The sequence below is a fragment of the Achromobacter pulmonis genome, from assembly GCF_021733725.1.
GTDB classification, from domain to species: Bacteria; Pseudomonadota; Gammaproteobacteria; order Burkholderiales; family Burkholderiaceae_B; genus Achromobacter; species Achromobacter pulmonis.
This window is the reverse complement of sequence record NZ_JAIFOT010000001.1, coordinates 4,770,756-4,793,843: the sequence shown is the minus strand read 5'-3', so window position 1 is coordinate 4,793,843 and position 23,088 is coordinate 4,770,756. Positions and strand designations below refer to the sequence as shown.

At 67.0% G+C, this 23,088-nt stretch carries 19 protein-coding genes; 7 read left to right on the top strand and 12 right to left on the bottom strand.

What is annotated here, in order from left to right; translation table 11 throughout:
• Positions 1-17 precede the first annotated feature (17 nt).
• The 3 genes from K2W61_RS22030 to nudC all read right to left on the bottom strand — a co-directional run bounded on the left by K2W61_RS22030 (position 18) and on the right by nudC (position 5,164).
• Positions 18-3,641, bottom strand: coding sequence for a hydantoinase B/oxoprolinase family protein (locus tag K2W61_RS22030; protein WP_175139847.1), 3,624 nt, complete (start codon positions 3,639-3,641; stop codon positions 18-20).
• Between the two features lie 85 nt (positions 3,642-3,726).
• A complete protein-coding gene (locus K2W61_RS22025; protein ID WP_236756544.1) occupies positions 3,727-4,236 on the bottom strand; it encodes a winged helix DNA-binding protein in 510 nt (169 codons plus the stop codon).
• 157 nt (positions 4,237-4,393) lie between these two features.
• On the bottom strand, positions 4,394-5,164 hold the full coding sequence (nudC, locus tag K2W61_RS22020) for an NAD(+) diphosphatase (protein WP_175134675.1): 771 nt from the start codon (positions 5,162-5,164) through the stop codon (positions 4,394-4,396).
• A 278-nt stretch (positions 5,165-5,442) separates the two neighbouring features.
• Here nudC and K2W61_RS22015 point away from each other — a divergent pair, with 278 nt between their 5' ends.
• The 4 genes from K2W61_RS22015 (at position 5,443) to K2W61_RS22000 (ending at position 9,625) form a co-directional block, all read left to right on the top strand.
• Positions 5,443-6,417, top strand: a complete 975-nt coding sequence (locus K2W61_RS22015; protein WP_175134674.1) for a TRAP transporter substrate-binding protein — start codon at positions 5,443-5,445, stop codon at positions 6,415-6,417.
• A gap of 7 nt (positions 6,418-6,424) precedes the next feature.
• Positions 6,425-6,925, top strand: a complete 501-nt coding sequence (locus K2W61_RS22010; RefSeq protein ID WP_175134673.1) for a TRAP transporter small permease — start codon at positions 6,425-6,427, stop codon at positions 6,923-6,925.
• Entirely contained in the window at positions 6,918-8,219 is a 1,302-nt protein-coding gene (locus K2W61_RS22005) for a TRAP transporter large permease (protein ID WP_175139846.1), read from the top strand. Before K2W61_RS22010 ends, K2W61_RS22005 begins: the two co-directional genes overlap by 8 nt.
• A 335-nt stretch (positions 8,220-8,554) precedes the next feature.
• Positions 8,555-9,625 carry a porin gene (locus tag K2W61_RS22000; protein ID WP_175134671.1) on the top strand — a complete coding sequence of 357 codons (1,071 nt, stop codon included), beginning with the start codon at positions 8,555-8,557 and terminating at the stop codon, positions 9,623-9,625.
• Between the two features lie 126 nt (positions 9,626-9,751).
• Here K2W61_RS22000 and K2W61_RS21995 read toward each other — a convergent pair whose 3' ends face one another.
• From K2W61_RS21995 to K2W61_RS21965, 7 genes are all read right to left on the bottom strand, one after another.
• Positions 9,752-10,558: a putative hydro-lyase gene (locus K2W61_RS21995; protein WP_175139844.1), complete on the bottom strand. Its 807-nt coding sequence runs from the start codon at positions 10,556-10,558 to the stop codon at positions 9,752-9,754.
• Positions 10,559-10,613: 55 nt separating this feature from the next.
• On the bottom strand, positions 10,614-11,960 hold the full coding sequence (locus tag K2W61_RS21990; protein ID WP_175139843.1) for an amidase: 1,347 nt from the start codon (positions 11,958-11,960) through the stop codon (positions 10,614-10,616).
• A 92-nt stretch (positions 11,961-12,052) separates the two neighbouring features.
• Entirely contained in the window at positions 12,053-12,736 is a 684-nt protein-coding gene (locus K2W61_RS21985) for a DUF2848 domain-containing protein (protein WP_175134668.1), read from the bottom strand.
• A gap of 76 nt (positions 12,737-12,812) precedes the next feature.
• A complete protein-coding gene (locus tag K2W61_RS21980) occupies positions 12,813-14,096 on the bottom strand; it encodes a TRAP transporter large permease (protein ID WP_175134667.1) in 1,284 nt (427 codons plus the stop codon).
• A complete protein-coding gene (locus K2W61_RS21975) occupies positions 14,093-14,713 on the bottom strand; it encodes a TRAP transporter small permease subunit (RefSeq protein WP_175134666.1) in 621 nt (206 codons plus the stop codon). The genes K2W61_RS21980 and K2W61_RS21975 overlap by 4 nt, the downstream gene beginning before the upstream one ends.
• 82 nt (positions 14,714-14,795) lie before the next feature.
• On the bottom strand, positions 14,796-15,842 hold the full coding sequence (locus K2W61_RS21970; RefSeq protein WP_175134665.1) for a TRAP transporter substrate-binding protein: 1,047 nt from the start codon (positions 15,840-15,842) through the stop codon (positions 14,796-14,798).
• Positions 15,843-16,258: 416 nt separating this feature from the next.
• On the bottom strand, positions 16,259-17,164 hold the full coding sequence (locus K2W61_RS21965) for a LysR family transcriptional regulator (protein WP_175134664.1): 906 nt from the start codon (positions 17,162-17,164) through the stop codon (positions 16,259-16,261).
• An 87-nt stretch (positions 17,165-17,251) separates the two neighbouring features.
• Here K2W61_RS21965 and K2W61_RS21960 point away from each other — a divergent pair, with 87 nt between their 5' ends.
• A complete protein-coding gene (locus tag K2W61_RS21960; RefSeq protein ID WP_175134663.1) occupies positions 17,252-18,211 on the top strand; it encodes a DMT family transporter in 960 nt (319 codons plus the stop codon).
• A gap of 107 nt (positions 18,212-18,318) precedes the next feature.
• Positions 18,319-19,515, top strand: coding sequence for an enoyl-ACP reductase FabV (gene fabV, locus K2W61_RS21955; RefSeq protein ID WP_175134662.1), 1,197 nt, complete (start codon positions 18,319-18,321; stop codon positions 19,513-19,515).
• 121 nt (positions 19,516-19,636) lie between these two features.
• Here fabV and K2W61_RS21950 read toward each other — a convergent pair whose 3' ends face one another.
• Positions 19,637-20,308, bottom strand: a complete 672-nt coding sequence (locus K2W61_RS21950; RefSeq protein ID WP_175134661.1) for an ABC transporter ATP-binding protein — start codon at positions 20,306-20,308, stop codon at positions 19,637-19,639.
• On the opposite strand from K2W61_RS21950, the gene K2W61_RS21945 reads away from it, so the two are divergent.
• Positions 20,307-20,969 carry an arylesterase gene (locus tag K2W61_RS21945; RefSeq protein ID WP_175134660.1) on the top strand — a complete coding sequence of 221 codons (663 nt, stop codon included), beginning with the start codon at positions 20,307-20,309 and terminating at the stop codon, positions 20,967-20,969. The two genes, K2W61_RS21950 and K2W61_RS21945, sit on opposite strands and share 2 nt — an antisense overlap.
• Before the next feature lie 40 nt (positions 20,970-21,009).
• Here K2W61_RS21945 and K2W61_RS21940 read toward each other — a convergent pair whose 3' ends face one another.
• Complete coding sequence (locus tag K2W61_RS21940; protein ID WP_236756543.1) at positions 21,010-22,977, bottom strand: SurA N-terminal domain-containing protein; 1,968 nt, start codon at positions 22,975-22,977, stop codon at positions 21,010-21,012.
• Between the last annotated feature and the right edge of the window lie 111 nt (positions 22,978-23,088).

Sequence of the window (23,088 nt, the reverse complement as noted above, 5' to 3'; positions counted from 1 at the left end):
GCATTGAAGTCGCCGACTCAACGGGCGCCGTAGCCCCCGCCTCCCGGCGTTTCCACCACGAACACGTCGCCCGGATGCAACTGGGCGCTGTCCTGCGGGCCGAGTTCCTCGACCGAGCCATCCGCGCGCTCGACGTAGTTACGGCCCATGGCGCCCGGTGCGCCGCCGGCCAGGCCGAACGGCGCGTGCAGGCGGTTGTTGGACAGGATCGCGGCGGTCATGTCTTCCAGGAAGCGGATGCGGCGGATGCCGCCATTGCCGCCCGGATAGCGCCCCGCCCCGCCCGAACCGTGGCGGATCTCGTACGACTCCAACCGCACCGGAAAACGGAACTCCAGCACTTCGGGGTCGGTCAGGCGCGAGTTGGTCATATGCGCCTGCACCACCGAGGTGCCCGCAAAGCCCTCGTCGTGCGGACCGGCGGCGTCGATGCGCACGGGACCGGCGCCGGTGCCACCCGAGATGGTCTCGTAGTACTGGTGGCGCGCATTGCCGAAGGTGAAGTTGTTCATCGTGCCCTGGCTGGCGGCCAGCACGCCGAGCGCGCCGTACAGCGCGTTGACGATGCACATGGACGTTTCGACGTTGCCCGCCACCACCGAGGCCGGCGGGTTCGGGCGCAGCATCGAGCCTTCCGGCAGGATGATCGACAGCGGCACCAGGCAGCCATCGTTGAGCGGGATGTCGTCGTTGACCAGGGTGCGGAACACGTACAGCACCGCGGCCACGGCGATGGCGCCCGGCGCGTTGAAGTTGTTGTCCAACTGGTCGGAGGTACCCGTGAAGTCGACCACGGCGCTGCGCGCCTGCTGGTCGACCCGCACCGCAACACGGATCACCGCGCCGTTGTCCAGCGGGTACTCGTAGCTGCCATCCTTGAGCACCGAGATCACGCGGCGCACCGCTTCTTCGGCGTTGTCCTGCACGTGGCCCATGTAGGCGCGCACCACATCCAGGCCGAAGTGATCGCACATGCGCAGCAGTTCCTGCACGCCCTTTTCGTTGGCGGCAATCTGCGCGTGCATGTCGGCGATGTTCTGGTCCGGATTGCGCGCCGGCCAGCGGCCCGAGCCGAGGATGTCGCGCGCGGCCTGCTCGCGGAACTCGCCGCCCTTGACCAGCTGGAAGTTGGTGAACAACACACCTTCGTCTTCAACCGTCTTGGAATCCGGCGGCATCGAACCCGGGGTGGTGCCGCCGATGTCGGCGTGATGGCCGCGCGAGCCGACGTAGAACAGGATTTCGCTGCCCTTGCGGTCGAACACCGGCGTGATCACCGTGACGTCCGGCAGGTGGGTGCCGCCGTGGTACGGGTCGTTGACCACGTAGGCGTCGCCCGGCTGCATGCGGCCGGCGTTGGCATTCATGACCGTGCGCACCGACTCGCCCATGGAACCCAGGTGCACCGGCATGTGCGGCGCGTTGGCGATCAGGCGGGCCTGGGCGTCGAAGATGGCGCAGGAGAAGTCCAGGCGTTCCTTGATGTTGACCGAGTACGCCGTATTCTGCAGGCGGTAGCCCATCTGCTCGGCGATCGACATGAACAGGTTGTTGAACACCTCCAGCATCACCGGGTCGGCCTGCGTGCCGACGGCACGGCGCTGCGGGCGGGCCTCGACGCGGCGGATCACGAAGTGGTCCTGTGGCGTCAACTCGGCCTGCCAGCCGGGTTCGACCACGGTGGTCTGGTTCGGCTCGGAGATGATGGCAGGGCCCGCCACGCGGTCGCCGCCGGCCATGTCCTCGCGCACGAACAAGGGCGTGTCGCGCCAGGCGCCGCCGCTGTACATGCGCACCGTGCGGCGCGGCGCCAGCGCACCGTCGCGGCTGCGCGAAGCGGGCGTCTCGGTGACGCGCTCGCCGCCGCCGGTGGCTTCCACCGAAATGGTTTCCACGACCAGTTCGCGGTTGGGCATGAGGAAGGAATAGCGTTGGCGGTAGGCCGCCTCGAAATCCTGGCGAGCTTGCTCCAGGTCCGAATACGGCACTTCCAGCGCGGTGTCGGTGCCGCGGTACTTCAGGTGCAGGCGGCGCAGCACGCGGATGTCGCTGTCGGCGACGTGCTGGCGGCGCAGTTCGCCCACGGCCTGCTCGGCCAGCGTATCCAGCTCGCCTTGCAATTCGGCCATCAGCGCGGCATCGAGCACCTTCTCGACAGTCTTCTGGCGCATGTCGGTCTGGTCCGCCAGGCCCATGCCGTAGGCCGACAGCACGCCGCCCAGCGGGTGCGCGAACACGGTGGTCATGCCGAGCGCGTCGGCGACCAGGCAGGCGTGCTGCCCGCCGGCCCCGCCGAACACCGTCAGCGCGTACTCGGTGACATCGTGGCCGCGCTGCACGGATATGCGCTTGATCGCTTCGGCCATGTTGCCGACGGCGATTTCCAGGAAGCCCTCGGCCAGTTGTTCCGGCGTCATGTCGCGGCCGGTGGCGGCGCGGACCTCGTCGGCCATGGCCTGAAACCGCTGCACCACGGCATCACGGTCCAGCGGCTCGTTGGCGTCGGGGCCGAACACCTTGGGGAAGAAGTCAGGCTGGATCTTGCCGAGCAGCACGTTGCAGTCGGTCACGGCCAGCGGGCCGCCCCGGCGGTAGCAGGCGGGGCCGGGATTGGCGCCGGCCGAATCCGGGCCGACCCGCAGGCGCGCGCCGTCGAAATGCAGGATCGAGCCGCCGCCGGCCGCGACCGTGTGGATGCTCATCATGGGCGCGCGCATGCGCACGCCGGCCACCTGGGTTTCGAACTCGCGCTCGAATTCGCCGGCATAGTGCGATACATCGGTCGAAGTGCCGCCCATGTCGAAGCCGATGATCTTGTCGAAGCCAGCCTGTTCGCTGGTGCGAACCATGCCGACGATGCCGCCGGCCGGGCCGGACAGGATGGCGTCCTTGCCGCGGAAGCGGTGCGCATCGGTCAGGCCGCCGCTCGACTGCATGAACATCAGGCGGATGCCGGGCAGTTCGCCGGCCACCTGGTCAACGTAGCGTTTGAGGATGGGCGACAGGTAGGCGTCGACCACCGTGGTGTCGCCGCGCGAGACGTATTTGATCAGCGGGCTGACCTCGTGCGAGGCCGACACCTGGGTGAAGCCGATCTCGCGCGCGATACGGGCGGCGCGCTGTTCATGGTCCGTGGCGTGCCAGGCGTGCAGGAACACGATGGCGACGGTGCGGATGCCGCGGTCGTAGGCCGCCTGCATATCGCGGCGCAACGCGGCTTCGTCCAGGGCGCGGATCACTTGGCCGTCGGCGGCCACGCGCTCGTCGGCCTCGACCACGGCCTCGTAGAGCATTTCCGGCAGCAGCACGTTGCGGTCGAACAGACGCGGACGGTTCTGGTAGGCGATGCGCAGGCCGTCGCGGAAACCGCGCGTGGTCACCAGCAGCGTGCGTTCGCCCTTGCGTTCGAGCAGCGCGTTGGTGGCGACCGTGGTGCCCATCTTGACGCATTCGACCTGCTCGGCCGGCACCGGCTGGCCGGGCGCGATGCCCAGCAGCTTGCGGATGCCCGCCACCGCCGCATCGCGGTACTGCTCCGGGTTCTCCGACAGCATCTTCGCGGTGGTGGTGGTGCCATCGGGGCGGCGCGCCACGATGTCGGTGAAGGTGCCCCCACGATCAATCCAGAATTGCCACTTCATAACTATCCTCGGGTACAAGAAGCCGCCACGGCGCTGCCGGCCGCGGCGTGCGGGTTGCGGTACGGGAACGATCCCGCGTATCGGGTTACAGGGACGTCGCGGCGCGCGCGGCCTGGTCGTACAGGCCGGACAGGGCGCGCAGCGTGTGCGCCAGTTGGCGGCTGAATTCCAGGCCACCCCCGCCCGGCGCATCGAGGCCGGCGGTCAGGCATTGCTCGCGGATTTCGCCATAGCGCTTGATGATGGCCGCGCCTTCGGGCGTGACGCTGTAGAACACTTCCTTGCTAGCGCGCTCGCCCTTGACTGCGCCCAGACGGTCGAGTTTTTTCAGCGCGTAGTTGACGATGTGCGTGTCCTCGATATTGAGCGTGAAGCAGATGTCGGCCAGCTTCTTGGGGCGTTGGCGGTGGAACACGTGGTGGAACACCATGACGTCGGTGGGCGTCAGGTCGGGCAGGCCGGCCGCGGCCATGCAGCGCACGGTCCAGCGATCGAAGGCATGGCTGGCGATCATCAGGCCGAATTCGACTTCGGACAGGTCCGGCGCGCTGCCGCCGGCCAAGTGGGCCGACGAGGCGATCAACGTGGAGGTCATAGAGGCCGCGCAACAAGTTTATCTGTGCGAAATACTAATAATTTATCTATATTTCATCAATAAAAAATAATTGAGGGACGGAAAAAAACCCTCATTTCGAGGGAATACCCTAGGGCCGCGCGCCGCGCCCCGGCCGGAACAAGGCGGCCGGCGGTGACTACGGCGCGTCCCAGCCCGCCGGCAGGTGGGCGCGGATCAACGCGCCGGCGATGGAGATGCGCGCCGCGATCTCGGGCATCGGGTCACCCGGGCCAAACCAGCGCGCGTCGGCGATTTCGTCTTCCTGCACGCGGATGTCGCCCGACACGTACTCGGCGGTGTAGGCCACCATCAGCGAATGCGGAAACGGCCATGACTGGCTGCCGAAGTACTTCAGGTTGCCGACCTTCAGGCCGACCTCTTCCAGCACTTCGCGATGCACCGTCTGCTCGATGCTCTCGCCCGGCTCGACGAAGCCGGCCAGCGCGGTGTAGCGTCCGGCGGCATTGGCGGTGTGGCGCGCCAGCAGGATGCTGTCGCCCTTGCGGATCAGCACCATCATGGCCGGCGAGATGCGCGGATAGGCCGAGAAGCCGCAGGCCGGGCAGCGCTGGCAGAACTCGCCGTTGACGCGCGTGGTGGGCGTGCCGCAGGCGCCACAGAAACGGTGGGTGCGGGCCCATTCGGCGATCTGGTAAGCGCGCCCGGCGAGCGCCATGCGTTCCTCGTCCAGCACACCGAACAGCGAGCGCAGCTTCTTGAACGCGTAGCCGTGCGGCGCCTCGATGCCCGGCTCGACATGGGCGGCGCGGGCCGGCGATTCGGGCGCGGCCCAGACCGGCTGCAAGGCCTCGGCTGCGAGTCCGGCGCGCACACAGGCGTCCAGGTCCGGCAACACGCTGGTCGCTTCCTCGACCAGCAACTCGTCACGACGAAAAACGAAATTCACACGACCCTCTGCGATACGACTGCGATGACAAGATCTTAGAAGAAAAAAGCGTCGGCGCAATGCGGCGTCCGGCCTGTGGGCACACTATTTCAATCTTCAAGCAAACGGCCCGCGTCAGCCTAGGAATTACCCGTAAACGCGCCGTTCCGGGCACATTGCGGCGGTCCGGCAACATAGAATGGCACGGCTTTTCCGCAACGCGGCATTCGGCGCAGCCCGCTTTTTCGCACTGTCTATCGGGCCCGTTCCGCACTCCTCATTCGCAAAGAAGGACCATCATGATCAAGAAGCTCTCGCTGTTGACCGGCTCCATCGTCCTGGCGTTCAGCGCCGGCGCCCAGGCCCAGACCACGTGGGACCTGCCCAGCGCCTACCCCGCCAGCAACTTCCACGTCGAAAACCTGGCCACCTTCATCAAGGACGTCGACACCCTCTCGCAGGGCAAGCTCAAGATCACCCTGCACAACAACGCCTCGCTGTACAAGGCGCCGGAAATCAAGCGCGCGGTGCAAGGCAACCAGGCGCAGATCGGCGAAATCCTGCTGACCAACTTCGCCAACGAAGACCCGGTCTACGAACTGGACGGCCTGCCCTTCCTGGCCACCGGCTACGATGCGTCCTTCAAGCTCTACCAGGCGCAGAAGCCGTTCCTGGAAAAGAAACTGAACTCGCAAGGCATGATGCTGCTGTACGCGGTGGCGTGGCCGCCCCAGGGCATCTTCGCCAACAAGGACATCAAGCAGATCAGCGACATGAAGGGCCTGAAGTGGCGCGCCTACAGCCCGGTGACCGCCAAGATCGCCGAACTGGTCGGCGCGCAACCCGTCACGGTGCAGCAGGCCGAGCTGTCGCAGGCCCTGGCCACCGGCGTGATCAACTCGTACATGTCGTCGGCCTCGACCGGCTACGACACCAAGACATATGAGTACATCAAGAAGTTCTACGACACCCAGGCCTGGCTGCCCAAGAACGCCGTGATCGTCAACAAGAAGGCGTTCGACGCGCTTGATCCGGCCACGCAGGAAGCCCTGAAGAAGGCCGGCGCCCAAGCCGAGGAACGCGGCTGGAAGCTGTCGCAGGAGAAGAACAAGTGGTACCAGGAAGAGCTGGCCAAGAACGGCATGGAAACCATCAAGCCGACGGTTGAACTCAAGGAAGGCCTGTCGGTGATCGGCAAGCGCATGCTGGATGACTGGCTCAAAAAGGCCGGCGCCGATGGCCAGGCCATGATCGACGCCTACCGGAAGCAGTGATATCGCCATGCGCCGCTTTCTGGATGGACTTTACGGCGCGGCCGGCCTGCTGGCCGGCCTGTGCACCATCGGCGTGCTGGTGGCAGTGCTGGCCGCGATCATCGCGCGCCAGCTCGGCCTGAACATCCCCGGCACCGATGCCTATGCCGGGTATTTCATGGCCGCCGCCGGTTTCCTGGCGCTGGCCAGCACGTTCAAGCACGGCGAACACATTCGCGTAACGCTGTTGCTGAACGCGCTGCCGCCGGCCGGCAGCCGCCGCCTGGATATCTTCGCGCTGGCGGCGGGCAGCCTGATGGCCGCCGCCTTCGCTTTCTTCAGCGTCAAGCTCGCCTACGACTCCTGGCAATTCAACGACGTCTCCACGTCCAACGACGCCACGCCGTTGTGGATTCCGCAGCTCACCATGGCGGTGGGCACGGTCCTTTTCCTGGTCGCCCTGCTCGATGAGCTGGTCCGCCGTTCGCGCGGCCTGGCCGCCGCCAACTCGCAGCAAACCCATGAATGAACTTCTCGTCATTACCCTGCTGTTGATCTCGATCTTCGCGCTGCTCGGATGCGGCGTCTGGGTCGGTTTGACACTGGCCGGCACCGCCTGGATCGGCATGGAGATCTTCTCCAGCCGGCCGGCCGGCGATGCCATGGCCGTCACCATTTGGGGCGCCTCGTCCAGCTGGACGCTGACCGCCCTGCCGCTGTTCCTGTGGATGGGCGAAATCCTGTTCCGCACCCGCTTGTCCGAAGACCTGTTCAAGGGCCTGGCGCCTTGGCTCAACCGCCTGCCGGGCCGGCTGCTGCACACCAACGTCATCGGTTGCGCCATCTTCGCGGCCGTGTCGGGCTCGTCCGCGGCCACCTGCGCCACGGTGGGCAAGATGACCATCCCCGAGCTGACGCGCCGCGGCTACCCCGAGGAGAAGATCCTGGGCACGCTGTCGGGCGCAGGCACGCTGGGGCTGCTGATCCCGCCGTCGATCATCATGATCGTCTACGGGGTGGCGGCGGACGTGTCCATCGCCAAGCTGTTCATCGCCGGCATTCTGCCCGGCCTGTTGCTGGCTCTGTTGTTCATGGGCTACATCGCCTGGTGGGCGCTGCGTAATCCGGAGCAGGTACCGTCGGCCGACCCCGGCCTGACGCTCAAGGAAAAGCTGTCGCGTTCGCGCCACCTGATCCCGGTGATGCTGCTGATCGGCGCGGTGCTGGGTTCGATCTACAGCGGCGTGGCGACCGCCACCGAAGCGGCGGCCGTGGGCGTGGTTGGCGCCTTGGTTCTGTCGGGACTGCAAGGGTCGCTCAGCCGCGCCACGTTCATGCAATCGCTGCTGGGCGCCACCCGGCTGTATTGCATGATCGCCCTGATCCTGGCGGGCGCGCAGTTCCTGACGCTGGCGATGGGCTACATCGGCCTGCCGCGTGCGCTGGCCGAATGGATCGGCGGACTGGGCCTGTCGCAGTTCTGGTTGATCGTGGCCCTGATGGTGTTCTTCGTGGTGCTGGGTTGCTTCCTGGACGGCATTTCCATCGTGGTGCTGACCATGGGCGTGCTGCTGCCGACCGTGCAGGCCGCCGGCATCGACTTGATCTGGTTCGGCATCTTCGTCGTGTTCGTTGTGGAAATGGCACAGATCACACCGCCGGTGGGCTTCAATCTGTTCGTGCTGTCAGGCATGAGCGGCCGCGAGCTGCCGTATATCGCGCGCGCCTCGATGCCCATGTTCCTGTTGATGATCGTTGCGGTGCTGCTGCTGTATCTGGTGCCGGGCATCGCGACCTGGCTGCCATTGCATATGAAGCTGTGACGCCATGGCCTGCCGAAACCCCGTTCTCGCAACGGGGTTTTTTTTGGCCCGCCACGGCGATCGCTTCAGGGCGGCCCCTTTTTTGCGGTTCTGTAAACCCAGGGAAAACACGAAAACGAGAACCCTCCACTCCCCGTCGTAACTTTTCTAGAATCGGCGAGGCATTTCATTGCGCACCAAGTTGGCGCATGGAATCCACCACTGGGCCTATGCTCCGGACCCGCGCCAACCCTGGCGTCGGTGCTGCGGCCCAGCGCCAGGCGAACCGCCCGGCGCATCCAGCCGGGCCACAAGTCCGGTTCACGCTAAAAACAGAAACATTAGGAGAAGCCTTCGTGAAACGCATTACCCTTACGCTTGCCGCTGCCGGCCTCGGCCTGGCCGCGGGCGCCGCCAGCGCCGAAACCAGCGTCACCCTGTACGGCATCGCCGATGTCAGCATGCGCTATGTCAACACCAGCTCGGGCTCGACCGGCGTGGACGGCAGCCGCATCTCGATGGAAAACGGCGCCATCTCCAACAGCCGCTGGGGCCTGCGCGGCTCGGAAGACCTGGGCGACGGCAACCGCGCCTTCTTCCGCCTGGAGCAAGGCTTCAACGTGCAGAATGGCCAATCGTCCAGCTCCGGCAAGACCTTCAACCGCCTGGCCTACGTCGGCCTGGATGGCGGCAGCATCGGCGCGCTGACCCTGGGCCTGCAGAACACGGTGATCCAGGACCTGATGGCGGACTACTTCGATCCGCTGACCGTCGGTAACTATGCCGAGAACTCCTGGCTGCCCGCCGCCATGGGCCGCGTGCGCAACGACAATACCGTCCGCTACTCGAACACGATCGGCGACCTGGCCGTGATCGCCTCGTGGGCCAATGGCGACAAGTGGTCGGATCGCAAGGCGGGCCAGCAGATGGGCATCAGCCTGCGCTACACCGTCGGCCAGCTCGGCTTGGGCGGCGCGTTCATGAAGACCTACGAGGGCAATAACTCGGATCTGCGCCAGCAAGTGTGGAACCTGAGCGCCTCGTACCAGTTCGACAGCGCCAAGATCTTCGCCGGCTACTTCAACGGCAAGGACCAGACCGGCTGGGTCAACATGATCATGGGCGGCACCACCAAAGCCCAGCTCGACCGCAAGGACAACGGCTACTTCGCCGGCGTGACCTGGCAGGCCACCCCGCGCTGGGCCATCACCGGCGCCGCCTACTACGACCAGAGCAAGAACATCGTGGAAGACGGCGACAAGGGCAAGCGCTACGCCCTGGTGGCCGTGGCCGAGTACGCGCTGTCCAAGCGCACCCAGGTGTACGGCACCGTGGACTACAACAAGGTCCGCGACGCCGCCACGGGCGAAATCGCCGGTCGCACCAGCCAGATCGGCGCCGGCGTGGGCATCCGCCACATTTTCTGAGTATGCCGCCGCGAACGGCCCGCACCGGGCCATCGCGCAAAAAACCCATCGCGCGCGATGGGTTTTTTTATCACTTGCGCGTGCCGGGGCTGTCCGTTTGCAGCGCCAGGGACGCGTCCCTGGCGCCTACATGACCGCCATGCGGCTGTTGACCAGATCCGTGACCAGCATGTGGCCAGGCGCGTGCGTGATGCAGAAATCGGGGCGCACGGCCGCCACCACTGACTGCGGCGTGACGCCGCAGGCCCAGAAGACCGGGATCTCGCCGGGCCGGATCTCCACCGGATCGCCATAGTCCGGCCGATCGATATCGGCGATGCCGATCAGCGCCGGATCGCCCAAGTGGACCGGCGCGCCATGCACCGACGGAAAACGCGATGTCACCTGGATGGCGCGGATGGCATCGGCGGCCTTCAAGGGGCGCATCGACACCACCAACGGACCGCCGAACACGCCAGCGGCCTGCGTTGCAATGTTGGTGCGGTACATCGGCACATTGCAGCCCTGCTCGATATGGCGCACCGGCAGCCCATTGTCCAGCATGGCTTCCTCGAACGAGAACGAGCAACCGATCAGGAACGACACCAGATCATCGCGCCAGAACGCGCGCACGTCGGTCGGCTCGGCCACCAGCTCGCCGTTCTGCCATACGCGATAGCGCGGGATATCGGTACGGATGTCGATGTCCTGGCCCAGTTCGGGCAAGGCCGGATCGCCCGGCTCGGACATCGCCAGCAAGGGGCAAGGCTTGGGATTGCGCTGGCAGAAATGCAGGAAATCCGCCGCCAGCGCGCGCGGCAGGATCGCCAGGTTGGCCTGCACGTGGCCAGGCGCGAGATTGGCCGTGGGGCCGGTCAGCTTGCCGCTGCGCGCATCGAGCCGCGCCTGCCGCGCCAGCGCCACGCTGGCGCGCGCCACCGGATCGAAAACCATGTGAGTGTCCTTCTTCAAAAAAACGGGGCCCGCGCAACGCAGGCCCGCAATCGCGTCAAGCCGCCAGCAATTCCTCGACCGCCAGGCCGATGGCCAGGATGCGGCGGTCGGCGCCATTGCTGCCCGCGATCATCAGGCCGACCGGCCCGGTGCCCGCGGCCTGGCATGGCAGCGACAGCGCGCAGCCATCCAGGAAGTTGATCAGCGTCGGGTTGCGCAGGATCAGGCCGTTGGCGGCGTAGTAAGCCTCGTCAGAAGCCTCGAGGTCGGCCACCGCCGGCGCCACGATCGGCGTGGTCGGCATGATCAGGGCGTCGTAGCCGGCGATGCGGCGGTCCACCGCCGCCACCCAGGCTTCGCGTGCGTCCAGCAGATCCAGGTAGTCGGCGGCGCTCATGTCCTTGCCGCGCAGGATGCGCGAGACCACTCGCGGATCGTAGCGCTTGCCGGCGCGGGCGATCAGGTCGCGATGCCAGGCCCAGGCCTCGGCGGCAGTGAAGCCGCCCTTGGCGTTGATGTTGGCCAGTTCGGCGAATTCCGGGATGGCGATCTCGTCGACCAGCGCGCCGGCTTCCTTCAGGCGCGCCACGGCGCGGGCGAAGGTCTCGGACACGTGCTTGTCCATGCCGTCCAGCGCCAGCGTCTTGGGCACCGCCAGGCGCAGGCCGCGCAGCGGCAGCGCCTCGGGCACCGGACCGCCCTCGCCCGACAGAATGGCATCGAGCTCGGCGCAGCAGCGCACACTGGCGGCAATCGGGCCAATGGAATCCAGATTGGCCGACAACGGCAGCACGCCTTCCATGGACACGCGCCAGGCGCTGGGCTTGAAGCCGGTCAGGCCGCACAGCGCGGCCGGAATGCGCACCGAACCGCCGGTGTCCGAGCCGATGGCGGCCACCGCCATGGCATCGGCCACCGATACCGCCGCGCCCGATGAAGAGCCGCCGGGAATGCGGCCGGTGGCGCGGTCCCAGGGATTCAGCGGCGTGCCGTAGTGGGGATTGATGCCCAGGCCGGAATAGGCGAATTCGGTCATGTTGGTGCGGCCGACGATCACCGCGCCGGCCGCGATCAGGCGCTGCACCACTTCGGCATTGGCGTCGGCCGCGGGCTCGCCTTCGCGCGCCACCGAACCGGCCATGGTGGTTTCGCCTTCGACGTCGAACAAATCCTTGATGCTGATGGGCAGGCCCTCGATGGCCGAGCGCACGATGCCGGCAGCGCGCAGGGTATCGGAGGCGCGCGCCTGCGCCAGCGCCGCATCGGCATACAACCGGGTGAAGGCGCGAGCGCCCTCGCCCGCCGGATCGGCAGCCCGCGCCAGCGCGGCTTCGGTCAGTTCAACGGAAGTGGTGCGGCCGTCGTTCAGAGCCGCGGTCAGGTCGTTCAGGGTCGGGTACATACGGTTCCAGGTGCCGCCGGGCGGCGCAAGAGAGGCATGAATGGGCGCGCCCTGCCCGGGCGCGCCGTGGCGATCAACCGATCCGCCGGCGGTCAGGCCACCACCGGCAGGACCTCGACATGATAACGGTGACGCAGGCTGCGCTGGCGGCGCGGATCGTACAGCTCCATGCTGAATTCCACCGACGGCCGGATGCCGCCAATGGCGCCCACCGTGCCGCAGGTCATGCCCGCGCCTTCGGGCAGCACCGCGGCGCCACCGGTATAGCCGGCGATCAGTTCCTGGGGCGTGCGCAGCGACGACAGCGGGCCTTCCTGATACAGCACTTCGATGCCGTTCTCGACGATATGCGAGCGGATCACCAGCTCGTCCCAGTAATCGGCCACATCGGCCAGGCGCCAGGCCGACGATGCCACCGGCTTGACGCAGACCTGCTTGGACATGGCCACGCTGACCGTCTCCAGCTTGCGGTCGGTGTGGTCCGAGGCGATGCTGACGTACATCTCGCCGCCGGCGGCAAACACGAAGGTCTCGATCTCGCCGGAGGAGTCACCGCCCACGGCCTGCACCCGCGCGGCCTGGGTCAACTGGTTGTCGGCAATGCGGTAGTACAGCGGCACGCTGCTGGGACGCGGCACGCCAATGGCGGCCAGTTCCTCGATATGGTGCTCGATGGCCGCGATATCGCGGCCGGCCCAACCAGCCACGATCAGGGTATTGAAATCCACCTCGATCTGGCGGGGGATATCGGCTTCGATCTGGAATACGGCTTTCATGAAAAAATCCTGCTGAGGAAAACGGGGAAATGGGCGCGGCCCCGGCCGCGCCCGCAACAACTGCGAACGCGGCGCGCTAGCCGAACACCCGCGGCAGCCACAAGGCCAGGTCGGGCCACCATGCCAGCAATGCGAGCATCAGGAACATGGCCAGCACGAACGGCAGGCTGCCGATGATCACGGCGCCCATCGAACCGCTCTTGCGCAGGCTCTGCACCACGAACAGGTTCAACCCGACCGGCGGCGTAATCAACGCGGCCTCGACCAGGATGATGATGACGATGCCCAGCCAGATCGGGTCGAAGCCCAGCGCGATCATGATGGGCGCGACGATGGGGATGGTCGTGATCATCATCGACAGCGTCTCCATGAAGCAGCCCAGCACCAGGTAGAACACCACCACGATCAGCAGCATCCAGCCGGGCGACAGGCCCAGTCCGGTGATGGACTGCGTCAGCGCATCGGTCAGGCCGGTGGCCGACATGATGAAGTTCAGGAAACTCGCGGCCACCACGATCAGCATGATCATCGCGGTCGAGCGCATCGTCCCTTCCATCGCCTCGCGCAGCATGGTCCAGGTCAGGCGGCGGAACCAGGCGGCCAGGATCAGCGCGCCCAGCACGCCCAGCGCGGCGGCCTCGGTCGGCGTGGCCAGGCCGGCGTAGATCGAGCCCACCACCAGCAGGAAGATGCCCATGGGCGGCGCCAGGTGCACCAGGCTGGCCAAGCGCTGGCCCCAGGTCGCCTGGATCTTCTTGCCGCCCCAGGAGGGTTTGACGACACATGCGATCACCACCATCAGCATGAACAGCGCCGCCATGGCGAAGCCGGGGATGATGCCGGCCAGATACAGCTTGGGCACCGACGAGTTGGTCAGCACGCCGTAGATCACCAGGTTGATCGACGGCGGGATCAGGATGCCAAGCGTGCCGCCGGCGGCCAGGCTGCCCAGGAACAGCGGTTCGTTGTAGCCGTACTTGCGGATCTGCGGAATCGCCACCGTGCCGACCGTGGCGGCGGTCGCCACGCTGGAGCCGGACGTGGCCGAGAACAGCGTCGAGGCGCCGATGTTGGCGTGCATCAGGCCGCCCGGCAGCCACGACAGCCACAGGCTCATGGCGCCGTACATGCGTTCGGCGAAACCGGCCCGCAGCAGCACCTCGCCCAGCATGATGAACAAGGGAATGGCGACCAGCAGGAATTCGTTGTTGGTGCTCCAGGATATCTCGCCGATCGCGCGCGACAGCGGCAGCATCGAGAACATCGGGTCCAGGATCAAGCCCAGCACGCCAAGGGCGGCGCCCACCGGAATCGACAGGCCGATCAGGACCAGCAGGAGCGTCAGGGCGGTGGCGATCATGTTGCGGCTCCCTTGACCATGCGTTCACCCGAGGCGGCTTCCTCTTCGGCCTCTTCCTGCGCCGAGCGCACGCCGCAGATTTCCTTGATCAGCGCGATGTCGCCCGTCACCAGGGCGGCCGAGGCGCGCGCCAGCATCAAGGCCACGGTGATGCACATCCAGGCCAGGCCCAGCAGCCACAGGCCCTGCGGGATCCACAGCGGCGTGGCCAGCGGCGTATTCGCCGTGGACTTCTGCGCCCACGACATTTGCACCACTTCAAAGGCGTAGTAGGTCACGAACACCATGAAGACCGCCAGGGCCACCATGGAAAGCCAGTCGAGCACGGCCGAAACGCGCACCGGCAGTTTCTGGTAGAGCACATCCACCCGCACATTGGCGCGCTGCAAGGTGGCGAATGCCAGCGCCCACGAGGTGCTGATGGCGAAGGCATAGCTGGACAGCTCGTCCGCGCCGCCGGTATTGAAGCCCAGGAACTTGCGCGCCAGCACGTCGAAGGAAATGAGCAGCACGCTGGCGATGGTCAGCGCGCCGCCCGCCCACACCGCCACGCGCGAAAACGTCTCAGCGCGCCGCAGCAACCCGCCCAGCAGGCGGAAGTGTTCGGATCGGGTCATTGGGAAAACCTCTGGGGCCGGCATCGCGGCCCGGATGATGATTCGCGGGCGCGCCGCCGCGAACGGCGGCGCGCCGACACGCTTACTTGCTGGCGGTCACGCCCAGCGTCTTGCCGATCGTGGCGTTGAAGTCCTTCACGCACTGCGCCGAGCAACGCGCGGCCCATTTGGGCAGCACGGCTTCCTGCGTCACCTTCTTGAGCAGGTCGCGGTCGGCCTGCGAAGGCTGCACCAGCACCATCTTGCCCTTGACCGGGAACGGGCACGCCGCCGCGCCGGTGTTGCAGTCATAGCCTTCCTGGGTCTGGCGCGCCGCGGCGTCCCAGATGTTGTCGACCAGCGTCTTGATGTTGGCCTGCAGGAAGGTGCGCACGCTGGGGTCGAGCTTATCCCAGGCCTTCTGGTTGACGGCATGGATCTGCTGGTTCCAGTTGATCGGCAGCGCCACCAGGTGGGTCGACACTTCGTACCACTTGGCCGAATAGCCCGACAGCGAACCGGTAATGGCGCAATCGACCACCTTGTTCTGCAGCGCCGGCACCACTTCGCCGAACGCCATGGTGACGCTGGAGCCGCCCAGCGCCTCGACGAACTCGGCTGTGGTACGGCTGCTGGTGCGGACCTTCTTGCCCTTGATATCGGCCAGGCCCTTGATGTCGGCGTTGCAGAACAGCACCTGCGCCGGATACGTGGAGATCCCCAGCAGCTTGACGTTGCTGCCTTCGCCGTAGAGACGGGCGTAGACCGGCTCGAACGCGTTGGTCACTTCGCGCGCCGTCTTCACGTCCGGCGCCAGGCCGGCCAGGTCGATGGCTTCATTGATCGGGTTGTCGCTGGCGAAGTACGACAGCGTGGCGGTACCGAACTCGACCACGCCAGTGGACATCAGACGCAGCAGTTCCGGCCCCTTCAGGCCCATTTCGTTGAAACCCTTGATGTCCGCGGTGACCTGCCCCTTGGACAGTTCCGGGATGGTCTTGGTCCAGAACGGCTTTTCGTAATCGTTGTAGGCAGTCAGGTTGGACAGGCCGCCGACCACCTTCAGGTGGGTCTTGGGCAGGTCCTGGGCCTGCGCGGCACCGGCCAACAGGCTGGCGGCAACGGCGGCGAGAGCGAGCGACTTCTTCATGGTCAAAACTCCAGGCTGGCGGGATGGTCTGGCACGCGCGGGTCCCCGTTACCCCTTTGAGCGCGTGGGTAGAAATCGAAACGTCAGAGGAGCGGAAATTTTCCCCCGGGGCCTGTCGAACCAGGCGATCTTCTTGATGTGCCGCCATTGCAGCCCCAGGGCCGCCCAGCGTCCAATCGTATGTTGCGATATGGGGGTATAAATTTTTCTTTGGTCTGGCCGCGGCGCGCCGGCCCGGGCATCGTAGATCCAGCAACCATGCGGGCTGGCGCGCAGGCGGACGGTCCCGCACCCGGTCCGGGCGGCATCGCCGCCAGACCGCCCGCCGCGGCCTTGCTCGGGAAAACACCTAGACGCCAAGCCTGCTCTGAAACGCCATTCGGCCCGCCGGAGCGCGCAGGCCGGCGATGGCGCGACTACGGCGGCACGCCATCGCTGGCCTGCGCCGCGACCTTCTGCGCCATCTGCGCGATCAGGCGCGCCGCATGGCTGTCGGGCCCCTGGACCCAGGTCGCCGTGAAGCTCAGTTCGGGCAACGGATCGGCGTCGACCCGCAGGATGCGCAACTCGCCGCGCGCCAGTTCCTTGCCCAGGAACACCGGCGCGATCACGCTGGTACCGATGCAATCCTGCGTCATCCGCACCACCATCGACATCGAAGCGCTGCCATACATGCGGGGCGATCCCACCCCGGCCCGCGTCAGCATGTCGCGCACCACGCGGTACGGCGCGCTGTTGGAGGGATAGGTAATGATCGGCAGGCGGCCGATGCGTTCGAGTGTCAGCGGTTCGGGCCCGAGTTCCAACAGGGGGCTGGCGACCCAGGCCAGCGGATAGGCGCATAGCGGCAGGTTCTCGACCCGGGCCTCGAGCACCGGCCCCATCAGGAAGGCCAGGTCGATCTGTCGTGACATCAGGTGCGAACGCAGCACGTGGGTGGTGTCCACCTCGATCTCCAGCACCAGCGCCGGATACGAGGCATGCACCAGTTCGATCAGCGCGGGCAGCCAGGTCTGCACGATGGTCTCGGCCACGCCGATGCGCACCGTGCCGGTCATGACGTTCTGTTCGCGCGCGGCCTCGAACATGTCGCGCCGCACCTGCAGCATGCGTTCGGCGTGCGAAAGCAGCTCATGGCCCTTGGCGGTGAGCTTGACGCCACGGGCATCGCGCTCGAACAGGCGCACGCCCAGATCGGCCTCGAGCGAGGCGATGCGCTGCGACACAGCCGGCTGCGTCGTGTTCAGTTTGTCGGAAGCCGCGCGGAAACTGCCCAGCGTGGCGACCCAGAAAAATGTTTCGATGTTGCGTAGTTCGATCATGAACCGTTCCCTCTGCCTCGATGAGCGTATCATGTCAGCCGCCCCCGGGGCCCTGCCCGGGTTTGATCCCGCACAAGGAGTCTGTCCATGCCCCCGGCCGATACGGGTCGCCCGCGCCCAGGCGCGCCCGCCACCAGCGGCCCCCTCGTGGGGATCCTGCTGCTGGTGCTGTCGATGTGGACGCTGTCATGCCTGGACGCCAGTGGCAAGTGGGTCATGAATGCCGGGGTGCCGCTGCTGGTGCTGTCCTGGTTCCGCTACGCGGTGCATCTGGTGCTGGTGCTGGCCCTGGTGCTGCCCACGCGCGGAATCGGCATCCTGCGCAGCAGGAAGCCGCGCGAACAGCTGCTGCGCGGCGGCTCGATGTTCCTGGCCACGCTGATGTTCTTCACCACGCTCAGCTATATCCCCCAGGCCGAGGCCACCGCCATCAACTTCCTGGCGCCGTTGCTGGTGCTGTCGCTGGCGCCTTGGATCCTCAAGGAACCGGCCCGGATGTCGCGTTTCGTCGCCGCGGGCATCGCCTTCATCGGCGTCATCATCGTCATCCGCCCGGGCGGCGGGCTGCACCCGGTCGGCACCATTTTCGGCCTGCTGACCGCCTGTTGTTTCGCGGCTCAATTCATCGCCACGCGCCGCGTGGCCGGCGATGACCCGTTCACCTCTCTCATCTGGAGCGGCGCGGTGGGCACCGGCTGCCTGACGCTGGCCCTGCCCTTCATCCTGCCGCCCGCGCTGCCGGTGCTGCAGTCGCTGACGCCATTGGACTGGACCCTGCTGATTTCCACCGGCCTCACCGGCGGCCTGGGGCACCTGTTCCAGATCGCCGCCTACCGCCGCGCGCCGGCTTCCACGCTGGCGCCATTCATCTATCTGCAGATCATCAGCGCCAGCACGGTCGGCTGGCTGGTCTGGGGGCATTTCCCCGATCCCCTGACCTGGCTCGGCATCGCCATCATCTGCGCCAGCGGCATCGGCATCGGCCTGGTCGAATGGCGCCGCGGCCGCGCCCTGGCGGCCGCCGCCGCGGTAGCCCAGGCGCGCTGAAGCTTGGCCGCCCGGCGCCGGGCGGCCTGCGCGCCGGCCTCCCGTACAATGCCCGGCGCCGCCCGCCCATGCGGGCGGTCTCCCGCCATTCCCGGAACGAGGGCTCCATGATCATCAAACCCCGCGTGCGCGGCTTCATCTGCGTGACCACCCATCCCGCCGGCTGCGACGCCAACGTCAGGAACCAGATCGACTACGTCCGCGCCCGGGGCCCGCTCGCCGGCGGCCCCAAGCGCGTGCTGGTGATCGGCGCTTCCACCGGCTATGGCCTGGCCGCCCGGATCAGCGCCGCATTCGGCTGCGGCGCCCAGACCCTGGGCATCTTCTTCGAACGCCCCGGCGATGCCGCCAAGGCCGGCACTCCCGGCTGGTACAACAGCGCCGCCTTCGACAAATACGCCAGCGCCGAGGGCCTGTACGCCAAGAGCATCAACGGCGACGCCTTTTCCGACGCGGTCAAGGCGCAAGCCATTGCCGCCATCCGCCAGGACCTGGGCCAGGTCGACCAGGTGATCTACAGCCTGGCCGCGCCGCGCCGCACCCATCCGGTCAGCGGCGCGGTTTTCAACTCGACCCTCAAGCCGGTCGGCCAGGCGGTCACCCTGCGCGGCCTGGACACCGACAAGGAAGTGATCAAGGAATCGGTGCTGGAACCCGCCACCCAGGAAGAAATCGACGCCACGGTGGCGGTCATGGGCGGCGAGGACTGGCAGATGTGGATCGACGCCCTGCTCGAGGCCGGCGTGCTGGCCCCGGGCGCCACCACCACGGCCTTCACCTACCTGGGCGAGAAGATCACTCACGACATCTACTGGAACGGCTCGATCGGCGCCGCCAAGAAGGATCTGGACCAGAAGGTGCTGGACATCCGCGCCAAGCTCGCCGCCCAGGGCGGCGATGCGCGCGTCTCCGTGCTCAAGGCGGTCGTGACCCAGGCCAGCTCGGCGATCCCGATGATGCCGCTGTACCTGTCGCTGCTGTTCAAGGTCATGAAGGAACAAGGCACGCACGAGGGCTGTATCGAGCAGGTCTACGGCCTGTACCGCGACAGCCTGTGCGGATCGGCGCCCATCCTGGATGGCGAGGGCCGCCTGCGCGCCGACTACCCGGAACTGGACCCGTCCGTGCAGGCGCGGGTACAGGCCTTGTGGCACCAGGTGACGGACGCCAACCTCTATGCGCTGACCGACTTCGCCGGCTACAAGCAGGAATTCCTGCGCCTGTTCGGGTTCGAGATCGACGGCGTCGACTACGACGCCGACGTCGATCCGGACGTGAAGATTCCCGGCCTGATCAGCGCCTGAGGCGGGATCGCGGCGGCCCGCGCCGCGTGAACCGCGGGGCCCGTGCAATGCAAAACGCCACCCTAGGGTGGCGTTCCCGTGCCGGCCCAAGCCGCGCGGACGTGGGCACGGCGTCACCGTGCTACGAGGCCATGCGCCCCGCCGCCAGCACCACCTGGCGGCCGCAGCGCGCCGCCAGTTGCGGATCGTGCGTCACCAACACCAACGTGGTGCCGTGCTCGCGGTGCAGGTCGAACATCAGGTCGATCACCGTCACGCCAGTGGCGGCATCCAGGCTGCCGGTGGGCTCATCGGCGAACAACAGGTCCGGCCGCACCACGAAGGCGCGCGCCAGCGACACGCGCTGCTGCTCGCCCCCCGACAGGGTGCGCGGATAGTGGTGCAGCCGCGCACCCAGGCCGACGCGTTCGAGCATCGCCTGGGCCGCCTCGCGCGCCGGCTGGCCGGCCAGTTCCAGCGGCAGCATGACGTTTTCCAGCGCCGTCAGGTTCGGCAGTAGCTGGAACGACTGGAACACGAACCCCACATGGTTGGCCCGCAGGCGCGCACGGCCGTCCTCGTCCAGCGCGAACAGGTCCTGGCCCGCCAGGCGCACACTGCCCGCGCTGGGAACATCCAGCCCCGCCAGCAGTCCCAACAACGTGGACTTGCCCGAGCCGGAGCTGCCGGTGATGGCCACCGCGCTGCCGGCCGCCACCGTAAAATCGATGTCTTCCAGGATAGACAGCGTCCCGCCGGCATCGGCCACCCGCTTGCCCAGCCCTTTCACCTCGATCGAATTCTTGCTATCCATGCGCCTGATTCCCCTGATTCCCCGTTTGCTACTGATACCCGCGCTCGCGGCGGCCGGCCTGATGGCGCCCGCCCACGCTCAGACCACCGCCACGGCCCAGGGTTCCGCGCAGCCGCGTACCGTGCTGGTGGTGGGCGACAGCCTGGCCGCCGAATACGGCATCAAGCGCGGCACCGGCTGGGTGCCGCTGCTGGCCGAGCGGCTTACCGAACAATACCCGAAGTACAAGGTGGTCAACGCCAGCATCAGCGGCGATACCACCAGCGGCGGCGTGGCGCGCCTGCCGGCGCTGCTGCGCCAGCACATGCCCGCGGTAGTGCTGCTGGAACTGGGTTCGAACGATGCCTTGCGCGGCCTGCCGCTGACCATGACGGAACAGAACCTGCGCACCATGGCGCAGGCGGCCCGCAAGGCCGACGCCGAGGTGGTCATCGTCGGCATGCAGATCCCGCCCAACTACGGCCGCGACTACACCCAGCGTTTCGCCCAGGTATTTCCCACCGTCGCCAAAGACGAAAACGCCCGGCTCGTGCCCTTCCTGATGGAAGGTATCGCAACGAACCGGGCGATGTTCCAGGCCGACGGCATCCATCCCAACGAGGATGCCCAGGCCCGCTTGCTGGACAATGTCTGGCCGGTGCTGCGGCCACTGCTGCGCTGACGCGCGGGCCTGGCCGGCCCGCGCGGCACGAACTGGCCGATCAGCCGGCCGCCTGCTGCTCGGCATCGCCGCGGATGACCTCGGCGGCCCCCGGCAGCACTTGAACCTTGTATTGCTCGCGCAGCATGCGCACCATTGCGTCGCTTTCGGCCTGGCCCCAGGCGCCAGCCAGTTGCTGCGCCAGGCGTTCCTTGTCTTCAGCCTCGACCTTGCCGGGCTCGATCTTCTCCAGCCGCACCAAGGTGTAATCGGCGCCCGACTGCACCCCGGCATAAGCCGGCAGCTTGCCGGCCGGCAGGCGCATCACGGCATCCAGCACCGGGCGCGGCAGGTTCTTGGGATCCTGGCGCGACACCAACAGCGGATCGCCGAAACCTTCCGGCGCCGCGGCCGGATTGGCCTGGTCGGCCGCCAGCGCGGCCTCGCCCGCTTTCTTGGCCGCCGCGGCCGAGCGCTCGTCCAGCAGCTTGGCGCGGATCGACTCGCTGACCTTGGCCAGCGCCGGCACATGGGCCGGCTCGACCGCGGCCACGCGCACCGCCAGCATGGTGTCGGGCGACAGCTCGATCACGCCGGAATTCTGTTTTTCGCGCAACACGTCGGGCGAAAACAGCACTTGGCGCACGCGCGGATTGTCCAGCAGCGCGGCGTCGGGGCTGCTCGCGGCGGCGCCCGGACCGGCCTCATTGGCCGGCAGCAGGCCTTCGCGCGTCACGCCCGATGCGGTGCGCAGCTTCAGGCCCACCGCATCGGCGGCCGGCTGCAGGCTGTCACGCTGGTCGTAGACCTGCTTGTTCAACTGGCTGGCCATTTCCGAGAAATGGACAGCGGCCAGCTGCTTGCGGACTTCGGCGGTAAGCTGCTCCTTGACGTCGGCCAGCGGCTTGATCGAGGCCGGCTGGATCTCGGTGACCTCGACCACGTGGAAACCCGCCGGGCTTTCGACCACGCCCGACACCTGGTCCTTGGACAGGCTGAAAATGGCCTTTTCCAGCGGACCGGACAGCATGCCCGGCGCCAGCCAGCCCAGGTCGCCGCCCTTGGCGGCCGAACCGGCGTCCTGCGAGTTCTTGCGAGCCAGCTCGGCGAACTGCCCCGGATTGGCGGCGGCCTGCCTGGCCAGGTCTTCCGCCTTGGCGCGCGCGGCCTTGCGGGCCTCTTCCGAGGCGCTCGCGGGCACTTCGATCAAGATGTGGCTGGCGCGGCGGCGCTCGGGCTGGCCGAAGCGGTTCTTGTTCTGTGCGTAATAAGCGGCCAGGTCTTCGTCCTTGACCTGCACCCCTTCGGTGGCGGCGGCTTCGTTCAGCACCAGGTACTGCACCTGCACCTGTTCGGGGATCTGCAATTGCTGCTTGTTGGCGTCGTACCAGGCCTGGATGTCGGCCGGCGTGACGGTCACCTGCGAACGGAAATCGGCGGCCGCGAAGCGGCGCAACTGCACCGTGCGCTGCTGCGTCAGGGCGGTTTCCAGCCAGGCCACCACCTCGGCCGGCGCGCGGGCCGACTGGCCGACCGGCTCGAGCACGCGGGCCACGGCCAGATCGCGGCGCAGGCCGGCCTCGAACGAGGTCGGCGACATGCCCTGGGCAGCCAGCACCTGGCGATAACGTTCAGGCGAGAAGCGGCCGTTGTCCTGCACTTCCGGAATGGCGGCGATGGTGTTGCGCAGCGTGGCGTCGGACACCGAGAAACGGTTGTCGACCGCCACGTTCGCCAACAGGCGCTGGTTGATCAGCTGGTTCAGCAGCGCTTCGCGCAGCTGCGGCGTGTCGATCACGGCCGGGTCGAACTGCGCGCCCAGACGCTGGCGGTACTGTTCCAGCTGATTGCGGTGCGCCTGGTCGAATTCCGCGCGGGAAATCGGCTGGCCGGCGACCGTCGCCAATTCCGGCTCCTTGCGCATGAAGCTCTCATAGCCCTGGATCCCGACGAGGAAGAAGGACGGCACAATCAGAAGCAGCAGGATCAGCTGCATCCAGCGCCGGTGGCTGCGAATAAATTCGAACATGGAATCCCTGTTGCCGCACTCGGACGGAGACTTCCGCCCGGGCCGCACGAAAACGCATAAAAAAAGGCGAATCTGATTCGCCCTATTCCCATACCGGTCAAACCGGGTCAG

What these genes read in the sequence shown, in the direction of transcription:
- K2W61_RS21965 (WP_175134664.1), bottom strand. Translation starts at nt 17,164, where the DNA reads ATGATCGAACTACGCAACATCGAAACATTTTTCTGGGTCGCCACGCTG.
- K2W61_RS21970 (WP_175134665.1), bottom strand. Translation starts at nt 15,842, where the DNA reads ATGAAGAAGTCGCTCGCTCTCGCCGCCGTTGCCGCCAGCCTGTTGGCC.
- K2W61_RS22005 (WP_175139846.1), top strand. Translation starts at nt 6,918, where the DNA reads ATGAATGAACTTCTCGTCATTACCCTGCTGTTGATCTCGATCTTCGCG.
- K2W61_RS22010 (WP_175134673.1), top strand. Translation starts at nt 6,425, where the DNA reads ATGCGCCGCTTTCTGGATGGACTTTACGGCGCGGCCGGCCTGCTGGCC.
- K2W61_RS21985 (WP_175134668.1), bottom strand. Translation starts at nt 12,736, where the DNA reads ATGAAAGCCGTATTCCAGATCGAAGCCGATATCCCCCGCCAGATCGAG.
- K2W61_RS22025 (WP_236756544.1), bottom strand. Translation starts at nt 4,236, where the DNA reads ATGACCTCCACGTTGATCGCCTCGTCGGCCCACTTGGCCGGCGGCAGC.
- K2W61_RS22030 (WP_175139847.1), bottom strand. Translation starts at nt 3,641, where the DNA reads ATGAAGTGGCAATTCTGGATTGATCGTGGGGGCACCTTCACCGACATC.
- K2W61_RS21990 (WP_175139843.1), bottom strand. Translation starts at nt 11,960, where the DNA reads ATGTACCCGACCCTGAACGACCTGACCGCGGCTCTGAACGACGGCCGC.
- K2W61_RS21995 (WP_175139844.1), bottom strand. Translation starts at nt 10,558, where the DNA reads ATGGTTTTCGATCCGGTGGCGCGCGCCAGCGTGGCGCTGGCGCGGCAG.
- K2W61_RS21950 (WP_175134661.1), bottom strand. Translation starts at nt 20,308, where the DNA reads ATGGATAGCAAGAATTCGATCGAGGTGAAAGGGCTGGGCAAGCGGGTG.
- K2W61_RS21980 (WP_175134667.1), bottom strand. Translation starts at nt 14,096, where the DNA reads ATGATCGCCACCGCCCTGACGCTCCTGCTGGTCCTGATCGGCCTGTCG.
- K2W61_RS21945 (WP_175134660.1), top strand. Translation starts at nt 20,307, where the DNA reads ATGCGCCTGATTCCCCTGATTCCCCGTTTGCTACTGATACCCGCGCTC.
- K2W61_RS22015 (WP_175134674.1), top strand. Translation starts at nt 5,443, where the DNA reads ATGATCAAGAAGCTCTCGCTGTTGACCGGCTCCATCGTCCTGGCGTTC.
- K2W61_RS21940 (WP_236756543.1), bottom strand. Translation starts at nt 22,977, where the DNA reads ATGTTCGAATTTATTCGCAGCCACCGGCGCTGGATGCAGCTGATCCTG.
- K2W61_RS21975 (WP_175134666.1), bottom strand. Translation starts at nt 14,713, where the DNA reads ATGACCCGATCCGAACACTTCCGCCTGCTGGGCGGGTTGCTGCGGCGC.
- fabV (WP_175134662.1), top strand. Translation starts at nt 18,319, where the DNA reads ATGATCATCAAACCCCGCGTGCGCGGCTTCATCTGCGTGACCACCCAT.
- K2W61_RS21960 (WP_175134663.1), top strand. Translation starts at nt 17,252, where the DNA reads ATGCCCCCGGCCGATACGGGTCGCCCGCGCCCAGGCGCGCCCGCCACC.